The sequence below is a fragment of the Desulfofundulus sp. genome, from assembly GCF_049701015.1.
Classification (GTDB): Bacteria; Bacillota; Desulfotomaculia; order Desulfotomaculales; family Desulfovirgulaceae; genus Desulfofundulus.
The window spans coordinates 1-10,844 of sequence record NZ_JBNATZ010000070.1; the positions used below are offsets into that span (position 1 = coordinate 1).

At 54.7% G+C, this 10,844-nt stretch carries 8 protein-coding genes and 2 pseudogenes; 9 read left to right on the forward strand and 1 reads right to left on the reverse strand.

What is annotated here, in order from left to right:
- The 9 genes and pseudogenes from ACPLUI_RS06170 to ACPLUI_RS06210 form a co-directional block, all read left to right on the forward strand.
- Window positions 1–260: pseudogene (locus tag ACPLUI_RS06170) on the forward strand (aminoacyl-tRNA hydrolase); the annotation flags it as partial.
- Between the two features lie 109 nt (window positions 261–369).
- Complete coding sequence (locus ACPLUI_RS06175) at window positions 370–762, forward strand: hypothetical protein (protein ID WP_424659399.1); 393 nt, start codon at window positions 370–372, stop codon at window positions 760–762.
- Window positions 763–954: 192 nt separating this feature from the next.
- Window positions 955–1,173, forward strand: coding sequence for a hypothetical protein (locus tag ACPLUI_RS06180; RefSeq protein ID WP_424659400.1), 219 nt, complete (start codon window positions 955–957; stop codon window positions 1,171–1,173).
- Window positions 1,174–1,266: 93 nt separating this feature from the next.
- A complete protein-coding gene (gene mfd / locus ACPLUI_RS06185) occupies window positions 1,267–4,806 on the forward strand; it encodes a transcription-repair coupling factor (protein ID WP_424659401.1) in 3,540 nt (1,179 codons plus the stop codon).
- Between the two features lie 290 nt (window positions 4,807–5,096).
- The gene (locus ACPLUI_RS06190) at window positions 5,097–7,052 is read left to right on the forward strand and encodes an acetoacetate--CoA ligase (protein WP_424659402.1); all 1,956 of its coding nucleotides are present in this window, start codon (window positions 5,097–5,099) and stop codon (window positions 7,050–7,052) included.
- Between the two features lie 548 nt (window positions 7,053–7,600).
- Window positions 7,601–8,828 (forward strand): annotated as a pseudogene (locus tag ACPLUI_RS06195) (ISL3 family transposase).
- Complete coding sequence (locus ACPLUI_RS06200) at window positions 8,800–9,207, forward strand: aspartate/glutamate racemase family protein (protein ID WP_424659403.1); 408 nt, start codon at window positions 8,800–8,802, stop codon at window positions 9,205–9,207. Before ACPLUI_RS06195 ends, ACPLUI_RS06200 begins: the two are co-directional and overlap by 29 nt.
- Window positions 9,204–9,638, forward strand: a complete 435-nt coding sequence (locus ACPLUI_RS06205; RefSeq protein WP_424659404.1) for a nucleoside recognition domain-containing protein — start codon at window positions 9,204–9,206, stop codon at window positions 9,636–9,638. The genes ACPLUI_RS06200 and ACPLUI_RS06205 overlap by 4 nt, the downstream gene beginning before the upstream one ends.
- 21 nt (window positions 9,639–9,659) lie before the next feature.
- Window positions 9,660–10,127, forward strand: coding sequence for a nucleoside recognition domain-containing protein (locus tag ACPLUI_RS06210; RefSeq protein ID WP_424659405.1), 468 nt, complete (start codon window positions 9,660–9,662; stop codon window positions 10,125–10,127).
- Window positions 10,128–10,388: 261 nt separating this feature from the next.
- Here the strand turns inward: ACPLUI_RS06210 and ACPLUI_RS06215 are convergent, their stop codons facing one another.
- Window positions 10,389–10,709: a hypothetical protein gene (locus ACPLUI_RS06215; protein ID WP_424659406.1), complete on the reverse strand. Its 321-nt coding sequence runs from the start codon at window positions 10,707–10,709 to the stop codon at window positions 10,389–10,391.
- Between the last annotated feature and the right edge of the window lie 135 nt (window positions 10,710–10,844).

The window sequence follows — 10,844 nt, forward strand, 5'->3', positions numbered from 1 at the left end:
CCGGGGGGGACGGGGGGCACAGGGGGCTGCGGTCTATCATTGAGCTGGTGGGCAGCCGGGAATTCGCCCGCCTGCGCGTGGGCATAGGGCGTCCACCCCGGCCGGATTGGGAAGTGGTGGGCTGGGTTTTGAGCCGGTTTACGGAGGAAGAAAGCCCTCTGATTGAGAAAGCAGTGGCCGATGCATCCAGTGCCATTCAGGTGGCACTCACCAGAGGTCTCGATGTGGCCATGAATCTATTTAATGCCGGCCGGGTATAGAGGCCGCCTTTTTTTGTTCATACTACATACTGTGCAATGTCGTTCCGTAAGGGACGTTCTTGGCCTGTTTCGTTTCTGGTTTTGCAACAGCATACTAGGATAAGATAAGATGAATCAGTTAGCCTTTATCCCGGCCGGAGTACTGGCAGCCGCCGCTTCCTGGCTGGTTAACGGTCTTCTTTTAAGCCGTACGGGTGCGTTGACCGTGGTTTATGTGGCTCCCGTGGTCGAGGAGGCTGCCAAAACAACTTTCGCTCTTTTACTCGGGACATCCATTCCCCGGGCTCATTTCATTTTTGGTCTGGTTGAAGGGGTATGGGAGGCCGCCCGGGGTGGGCGGGGTTGGGCGGCGGGGTTGGTGAGCCTTGCTTCCCATACCGCCTTTGGGCTGGCCGCCGGCTGGCTTTACCGGCTTACCACCAGCGCCCTGCTGGCCGTGGCCGGAGCTTATTTACTGCACATGGGTTGGAACAAATTGGTGGTAAATCTCTCCAGGAACTAGCGAAGATGAAGCCGTAAAGATGCTGGCGTTGTAAAATGGCGGACAACCCGCGAAAGAGTCGGAGCTGGCCCGGAGTAAGCCGTGGTACACCTCTTACGCGGAGCATTGGAGTGGCGTGAGGATAGGGCCGCATCCAGCAACAACGGTTCTACATGCGCAAGGATCGGCGAGGGTGAAAGGATGCGCTTATAGATGAAAATAATCCACATTTGTGAATGTTGCGACCAGGTGGTCAGTGAAGAAAGTGTAAAAAGCGATGATATCTTTGGACAGGCCCAAGCCTTGACTGGGGAGGACTCCGGGGATATAATGAATGTGATCGTTAAATACTGCCTTTGCGATGACTGCCGGGAGATGCTCTACGGTCCTCCCGGGTCCTTGTATTACCAGAGACCGCACTGGTTGCATTGATGTAAACGCAGCTCGGGATGAAGAGGGCTTTAGCTGTGCTAAAGCTCTTTTTGTGATGCCTATTTTCCTGTTGCGAAAGAGGTTTTTCACAAGATGCGTGCCTTGCTGGAACCTTTGCAAAAAAGTTCAGAATTTAAAACCCTGCTTGCCGCCATTTCCCGGGGAGGCGGCCAGCAGCTGGTTTTCGGTCTTTCCGGAGCGCAGCGCAGCCTGGTGGCTGCGGGGCTTATCGACGCCGTGGGCGGTCCGGTTTTAGTTATCACCGCGGGGGATAGCGAGGCTTCAGTGCTGGCTGATGATATTTCCTCTCTCTTGCCGGATATGCCCGTCTTCCTGTTTCCCGTCTGGCAGTTGCTGCCCTACCAGGTCCTGGCTCACGGGAAAGAGGTGCTTGCGCAGCGGCTGAAGGCACTGGTAGCTCTTGCCCGGAACGAACCGTGTGTGGTGGTGGCACCGCTGGAAGCTGTCTTGCGCCGTCTTTCTCCGCCGGAAGTCTTCAGCCGCGCCATAATCGACCTTGCTGTGGGCCAAAGGGCGGACCTGGAAGGACTGGTCCGCAGGCTGGTCGATATGGGTTATGAGCGGGTGGAGATGGTGGAAAGTCCGGGCCAGCTGGCCTTGCGGGGCGGTATTCTGGATGTTTACCCCCTGACCTTTGAGCACCCCGTACGGCTGGAGTTCTTCGACGACGAAGTGGATTCCATCCGTTTTTTTGATGCCGACTCCCAGCGTTCCATTGACCGTACGGAAACAGTCTCTATCCCTCCCGCCCGGGAGCTGGTGGTTACGGAGGAAAGCCGTGCCCGGGCGCTGGACGTCCTGGAGACGGAGTACCGCCTGCAGTTGAAGAAAGCTACCGAAAGTTCCACCCTGGAAGTGCGCCGCCGGCTGGAGGAACTCGGGGAGAATGCAAAAGAGCAGATTGCTTCCGGTGGTTACAGTCCTGGGCTGGACCAGTTCTTACCCTATTTCTACCGCCACCCTTATACGCTGCTTGATTATATGCCCTTTGCCAACCTGACGGTGGTTGACGACCTCATCCGCATCAGGGAGTTGGCGGAAAGCATCTTCAAGGAGCGGTCGGAAACTTACAGCGAGCTGTTATCTGCGGGCCGTGTGTTGCCCGGACAGATCCATGGTTATGTTCAGTGGCAGCAAATCGAGCAGCAATTGCACAGGCGCAGGGCGGTTTATTTTTCCCTTTTAACCCGCCAGCCCCAGCATCTGGTCGTCCATGATGTGGTTACTTTTACCACCAGGGGTATGCATTCCTTTCTCGGTCGCCTGGATGTGCTGGTGGACGAAGTGCGTCACTGGCGCAAATCCGGCTATGCCGTGGTCATGCTGCTCTCCACCGAAGAGCGTGCCCGGCACCTGGCGGAAGAACTGCGCAGTGCCGGCCTGGACGCCTATGTCACCGGCTCCCTGGACCGGCCCGTTACGCCCGGCAACATTGCTCTTGCCGCAGGCCGGCTGTCCGGAGGTTTTGAGCTGGTTTCCGGCCGGCTGGTGGTGATCACCGAGGCGGACATTTACGGCCAGCGCTGGAAAAGGACCCAGCGGGTACGTGCCCGGACTGCCGGCCGCCCGGAACCCCTTACGGATTTAAAAACAGGCGATTATGTGGTGCATGTGAACCACGGCATCGGCCGGTACATGGGGATTGTTTCCCTGAACATCGGGGGTGTACAGAAAGATTATTTACTGATCAAGTATGCCGGTGAAGATAAACTGTATGTTCCCACCGACCAGGTAGGGTTGATCCAGAAGTATCTGGGGGCTGAGGCTGAAGCTCCCCGGTTGTCCCGCCTGGGGGGAGGGGAATGGACCCGGGTGAAGGGGCGGGTAAAAGAGGCGGTACGGGAGATGGCTCAGGAATTGCTGGCCCTCTATGCCGCACGTCAGGCCCTGCCCGGACATGCTTTCAGTCCTGATACACCATGGCAGCAGGAATTTGAAGCGGCTTTTCCCTACCGGGAGACTCCCGACCAGCTCCGGGCCATCCAGGAAGTCAAGGCGGATATGGAACGTCCCCGCCCCATGGACCGCCTGCTCTGCGGGGACGTGGGTTACGGCAAAACCGAGGTGGCCCTGAGGGCTGCTTTCAAGGCCGTCATGGACGGCAAGCAGGTAGCTGTGCTGGTACCCACTACCATACTGGCCCAGCAGCATTATAACACTTTCCGGGAACGTTTTGCAGGTTTTCCGGTGACCATCGAGGTTTTAAGTCGCTTCCGCACCCCGAAGGAGCAGCGCCAGGTTCTGGCGGGTCTCGCTTCGGGCCAGGTGGACATTGTCATCGGTACCCACCGCCTGGTGCAGGACGATGTGGTGTTCAAGGATCTGGGGCTTCTGGTGGTGGATGAGGAACAGCGCTTCGGGGTGGCCCACAAGGAAAAATTAAAACGGTTGAAGCAGGATGTGGACGTGCTCACCCTGACCGCCACTCCCATTCCCCGTACCCTGCACATGTCGCTGGTGGGTGTGCGGGACACGAGCCTTCTGGAGACCCCTCCGGAAAACCGTTTCCCGGTGCAGACTTACGTCCTGGAAGAAGATCCGGTGCTCATCCGGGAAGCCATCCGGCGCGAGATAGGCAGGGGCGGCCAGGTTTATTTCGTGCACAACCGCGTAATGGACCTGGACCAGGTGGCCGCCTGGTTGCAGGGCCTGGTACCGGAGGCCCGCATTGCGGTGGCCCACGGGCAGATGAGGGAAGAGGATTTGGAGCAAATCATGCTCGATTTCATGGACGGTGCTTATGATGTGCTGGTCTGTACCACCATCATCGAAAGTGGGCTGGATATTCCAAATGTTAATACATTAATTGTTAAGGATGCTGATAATTTTGGTCTTGCCCAGCTCTACCAGTTACGGGGCAGGGTGGGCCGCTCCAATCGCCTGGCTTATGCTTACTTTACCTTCCGCAGAGACCGGGTGCTGAACGAAATGGCGGAAAAAAGGCTGGCGGCCATCAGGGAGTTCACCGAGTTCGGCTCCGGGTACAAGATTGCCATGAGGGACCTGGAAATAAGGGGCGCGGGTAATTTGCTGGGCGCCGAGCAGCACGGTCACATTGCTGCGGTGGGCTTCGACCTCTACTGCCGCCTGCTGGAGGAGGCGGTCCGGGAAGCCAGAGGGGAGGCACCGGAAAAGGTGGTGGAGACCACCATCGAACTGCCTGTGGAAGCCTATATCCCCGACACCTATGTCCGGGACGGAAACCAGAAGGTGGAGCTCTACCGCCGTCTGGCCGCGGTACGTCGTGAAGAAGAAGTGTCCGAGCTGGAGGACGAACTGGTGGACCGTTTTGGAGATCCCCCGCAGCCGGTATGCACCTTGCTTGCGGTGGCACGATTGAGGGCCCTGGCCAGTTCCCTGGGGATTAAATCCATTACAGCCCAGCCCGGGAACTTCCGCCTGCAGTTTGCTCCGGAACACAACCTCCGGGGTGAGGCGCTGGTGGAGATAAGCAAGCAATATGCCAGCCGGGTGAAATTCAGCAGCGCCAATGAAGAATTCGAAATCCGCCTCCGAACCCGGAATACCCCGGACGATCCCGTGAATTACCTGGGCGGGCTGGAGAACTTCCTGCGGGATCTTCATGAGGCGAACAAAGTTCATGCAGCTTAACACGAAAGAGCCAGCCGCTGGCGCTTGGTTTGTAAGGGACGGTGATTTCCGGTGTCGCTGCCCGGGTTTTTAAACAGTTTTTGCCTGGCCGACCTGGATGTCATCGAGCACCCGGGGTGAAGGAGCATTTCGAAAAAGGTGGTGCCACCGGTTTTACGTGCGGTTTTCCTGGATTAAGATGGAGGTGGGCAGGGTTTTATTTTCCGGCGGCGAATATACTTACTAGAGAGTATATTCAGAATCTTTTTAATCCGGAACGCTTTCGTTCCGGCAAAGGGGGTAACAGGAAAGTGCGGAAATTACTCTGGGAGCCGTCGGAAGAGAGAAAAAAACAGGCCAACATGACCCGCTTCATGGAATTTGTCAACAAGAAGCATGGCCACAATTTTACCACCTACCATGAACTCTACCAGTGGTCCGTTGAAAATGCTCCCGCCTTCTGGGAGGCCATGTGGGAGTTCGGGGGTATCATTGCAGCCCGTCCTTACGACCAGGTGGTTGTAAACTTCGAGGACATGCTGGGTTCCAGGTGGTTTGTGGGGGCGGAGCTGAACTTTGCAGAGAACCTGCTGCGTTACCGGGACGACCATACGGCTCTCATCTTTAAAGGGGAAGCCATGGAAGAGCCGGTACGCCTGACCTATGCCGGGCTTTACGATCAGGTGGCCCGTCTGGCCAGGTCCCTGCGTGAGATGGGTGTTACCGTGGGTGACCGGGTGGCGGGCTTCATGCCAAACATGATCGAAACCGTGGTCGCCATGCTGGCCACCACCAGCATCGGTGCCATCTGGTCCTCCTGCTCGCCGGACTTCGGCGTTAAGGGGGTGTACGACCGCTTCGGCCAGATTCAGCCCAAAGTGCTCTTTACGGCCAACGGCTACTCCTACAACGGTAAAAAACATGATTCCCTGGCGAGGGTGGCCGGCATCGTAGAGGAAATCCCCAGCATCGAACGGGTAGTTGTGGTTCCCTATACGGAAAAAGAACCGGACATCAGCCGCGTACCGAAGGCGGTACCCTATCAGGACTTCCTGGCTGCCGGCGAAGGGTTGGAGATCGAATTCACCCGGCTACCCTTTGACCACCCGGTATACATCATGTACTCCTCCGGTACCACTGGGGTGCCCAAATGTATCGTCCACGGTGCGGGGGGCACCCTCATCCAGCACCTGAAAGAACTGATCCTGCACACTGACTTGAAACGGGAGGACACCATCTTTTATTTCACCACCTGCGGCTGGATGATGTGGAACTGGCTGGTGAGCTCCCTGGCCGTGGGGGCTACGGTACTTCTCTTCGACGGCTCGCCCTTCTATCCCGATGCAGGTGCCCTGTGGAAGCTGGCCCAGGACGAGGGCATCACCGTCTTCGGCACCAGCGCTAAATACCTGGCCTCGGTGGAAAAGGCCGGCGTGAAGCCCGGGGCCACCTATGACCTGAGCCGCTTGAAGGCCATTTTGTCCACCGGTTCCCCCCTGTCGGTGGAAAGCTTTGAATATGTATACAGGGACATCAAACAGGATGTCTGCCTCTCCTCCATTTCCGGGGGTACGGACATCATCTCCTGCTTCGCCCTGGGCAACCCCATTGGTCCGGTTTATGCCGGTGAACTGCAGTGCCGGGGTCTGGGTATGAAAGTGGAAAGCTTCGACCCCGAAGGGAAGCCCGTGATCAACCGGAAGGGTGAGCTGGTCTGCACCGCTCCCTTTCCATCCATGCCGGTCTACTTCTGGAACGATCCCGACAGGAAGAAGTACAGGAGCGCCTACTTTGACGTTTACCCCAACGTGTGGCGCCACGGGGATTATGTGGAGATTACCGATACCGGCGGCGTGATTATCTACGGCCGCTCCGACGCCACCCTGAATCCCGGCGGGGTGCGCATCGGTACGGCGGAGATCTACCGCCAGGTGGAGTCCATTCCCGAAATCCTGGACAGCATTGTGGTGGGTCAGGACTGGGAAAACGACGTGCGGGTAATCCTTTTTGTCAAGCTTGCCGAAGGTGTGGAACTTACCGGTGAGTTAATCAACAGGATCAAAACAACCATCCGTGAGAACACAACTCCGCGCCATGTGCCGGCCAAAATTATTGCCGTGGCGGACATTCCCTACACCCTGAACGGCAAGAAAGTGGAAATGGCGGTGCGGGATGTCATCCACAACCGGCCGGTGCTGAACAAGGACGCCCTGGCCAACCCGGAGGCGCTGGATTTGTTCAGGGACCTGCCGGAGCTGCAGAACTAAAAAACAAAGCAAAACCCCGGGCCGTACCTGGTAGCCGGGGTTTTGCTTTGGCTTTTCCCAGGCTTCATCTCAGGGCGGCACAGCACCATTGATATCGCGGCCCATCTGATTGCCGTAAACCGTCTGCAACGTCCATCAACCTATCGGGGAAGTTTTGCTGTTCTTGCGGAGGCTGGTCTAATCGAAGACTTTAGCCATACAACCGCAAAGTTGAATGCCCGGTTTCCGGGAAAATCCACCGCACGGCGGCGGCCCTGGTGGAAGCCCCCTACCATCCGCGGGAGGGGTTTTTTATTTTGCCGGTTCACCTGGAATCGGTTTTAGTAATTGGAGCCCGGGTGTAAAATAGCTTAGAGGTGAATTTCGGTTCCTCGCTAGATCGTGTGGGCGTACAAATTTACCCAAACTAAAAAAGGAAATAATATTAGGAATTGGCATGGTATTTATGGCATAAACTGTCATTCATTAGTTTTTGCAGGAAGAGCTTCTTGCCATAACGAATCTTGACTTAAAATCCTTATTGGGAGGCTCTTCCGATGATGATGGTGATGGATTATAGATCTCTATTCGCTGCCGCCTTAGGTTTAACACCCCCCTGGCAGGTACTTGACATACAATTTTCTGCAGACCAAAATCGGCTGGACATTTGGGTAGGTTATCCCACCGGAAGTACATTTGACTGTCCTGCCTGTGGCCATGTCGGTGCGTCCGTTTACGACACCAAAGAAAAGACTTGGCGGCACCTTAACTTCTTCCAATACCGTACCTACCTGCATGCACGTGTCCCACGCGTAAAGTGCCCTTATGGCTGTGGGGTGAAGCAGATTACGGTACCATGGGCGAGACCCGGCAGCGATTTCACCTTGCTGTTTGAATCGCTGATCATGCTGCTGGCTCAGGATATGCCTGTAAAAGCTATTGCTGAACTGGTAGGAGAACATGACACTCGGTTATGGCGGATACTGGAGCATTACGTGGAACAGGCCCGAGCAAAAGAAGACTATTCAAATGTCCAGGAAGTGGGCGTGGATGAGACCGCCGCCAAAAGGGGACATGACTACATTACGCTGTTTGTGGACCTGGATGCCTGCCGATTGATTTTTGCTACTCCCGGTAAAGGTAAAGAAACTGTTGATGCCTTTGCAAAAGACTTACGGGAACACAAGGGTGACCCTAACGCCATTAAGACAGTATGCTGTGATCTTTCTCCTGCCTTCATTGCCGGGGTTAAGTCCGCCATGCCTCAGGCGCAATTGGTTTTTGACCGTTTTTGTCATGAAAATTATTAACGAGGCTGTTGATGAGGTTCGCCGGGATGAAGCCAGACAAAATGAAACGCTAAAAAAGACCCGCTACATCTGGCTGAAAAACCCGCAGAACCTGACCGCAAAACAGCGCAAAAAGCTAGAGAGTCTGAAAAATGAGCACCTGGACACTATGCGGGCCTATGGCCTAAAGCTATCCTTCCAGGAGTTTTTTGACCAGCCGGATCGAGAGTCTGGGGAGCAACATCTCAAGCGCTGGTACTTCTGGGCCACCCATTCCAAGCTGGTACCAATGATTCAGGCAGCGTATACTATCAAGGATCACTGGGAAGGCATTCTAAACTGGTTCAATTCCAAAGTTTCAAACGGCATCTTGGAAGGTCTCAACAGTCTTATACAGGCGGCCAAGGCCCGTGCAAGGGGCTACCGCAATAGTAAAACCCTTATTACAATTGCTTACATAATTACCAGCCGTCTTGACTATGGTTTACCCAGATTATGCCTTTGTTAACTATTTCTGCTGGCATCACCCACTCAAAATAGCGAAGAACCGGAAAATCTTAGTCCTGGCCACAACCGCTACAATAAGGTTTGGTATATATCAACAGGTTTTTAAAAATTACGGCATAGAACTATTGAATCCGACAGACCAGGAGCAGGAATTGGTAGCGGCGACTATTGATCAGGTTAAGGCTGGCCGCCTGGCGGACAATCCTTATTTAGTAGATCTGGATGCGATGTTGGAACAATATGTACATAGGGGAATTAAGGCATGTATTGGTGCTTGTACCGAAATCCCCCTCCTTTTCCCCTATCTTCGAGCTCAGCTGGAGAAAATAGATCCCACATTGTTGCTAGCCCGGATGGCAGTACGGGAGGCAATGAAATGATGAGAGAAGCAGTAGAAATTAAAAAGTCCGTTTGCCGGGGATTAACTAGAGGGGCTGCTACAACCTGGAAGCTGGCCAGGGTCGTAGTGCCTGTCTACTTGCTGGTTACCTTTCTAAAATACACGCCTTTTTTGCGCTGGCTTACTGGATTATGCGCGCCGCTTATGCGTTATTTTGGCCTTCCCGGGGAGGCGGCTTTAGCCCTGGTAATGGGGAACGTCTTGAACATTTATTCTGCGGTGGGGGTTATTACCTCCCTTTCTCTTTCTTCGCGTGAAGTAACCATTCTGGCCATAATGCTTCTTATCTCCCATAGCCTGCCCATGGAGTCGGCCGTTGCCGCTCAGGTAAGAGTTAACCCCTTGTTGATAGGTATCTTCCGGCTGGTGATGTCCCTGGGAACAGGCTTGCTGTTGAACCTGGCCTTGTAGAGTCAAAAGGAGAGATGCGAATTGGACTGGACCTCTGTATTCGGAGAGGCCCTGTGGGGTGCGTTGCATAACGTTTTAATTATGGGGGCCATTATTTTCCCCTTGATGGTTCTTCTTGAGGTTTTGCAGGGTTTGTCTTTTTGGCAGCGGTGCTCGGAAAAACTGGGGCGTGGTCTGCACTGGCTGGGAATGTCTGAGGCAGCAGCCTTTCCCCTGTTGACAGGCCTTATCTTTGGGATACTCTACGGGGCAGGTGTAATTATTGAAGAAGCCCGAAGCGGCAAATTAAGCCGCCGTGAGATCTGGTTGCTCAATCTTTTCCTGGGTCTAACTCACGCCATTGTTGAAGATACAGCTATTTTTGTGACCTTGGGGGCCAATCTAGCCGTAATCCTGGGCGGGCGCCTGGTTATAACGGTGCTGGTTATCTTCCTCATAGCAAAATGTAAGCGAGATTCGGTGCCTTTGCACTTCAAGAATCCTGTTTGAACATCAGGTCTTGAAGCGGTTCTGTTTCTTTATTACTCATCTAGCATATTGAAAAGTAAGGCTGGGTACTTTTTAAGGATACCTGGCTTTTTTGTGCATCCAGCATGAAAGCTATAACTTTGCGGTTGGAGTGCACCAGGATTTTAAAACCAGGGTTCAGATACGACAAAATAGAAACCCCAGTGCATCATAAGCGAAGGGAGCCAAAACCGGGCCGTGTCCCTCACCCGGGCGGGGGTTTTCATGTAGAACCCGGAGCGTTTACATTATCCCCCACTGGCGTGTGTACTCGAGCTTGATTTCGTACTCATGCGGTTGAACCCCGTGCTCCTGCAACAATTCCTTGACCTGGTACGCCTCCATGTTGCTGCCTTCCAGGATAACGGCCTGCCGGGTGCCCCGGCAGTAAAAGCCCCTTTCCTGCAGAAGCTCCATTATGGAAGCCACCCGCTCCAGCCGTTCCTTCAAAAAGTCCCCCAGCCTGCGCATGTCTTCCGGCCGGACCATATCTGCGTTCCGGATTTTTTCCAGGGTCGGAACTTCCCAAAGCCTCAGTATTATTGTAACCCGGTAGTTGACCATAACCTTTCATCTCCTGTACTTATCATAATTGGATGCTGTCGGATAACTGCCGGGGCGGCGGTCGTCCTTCGTCGCTCCGTGCTACGGGCCGGACGAAACATCGGCTTGCCTCGGAGCGAACCTGGCAGCGCTGCA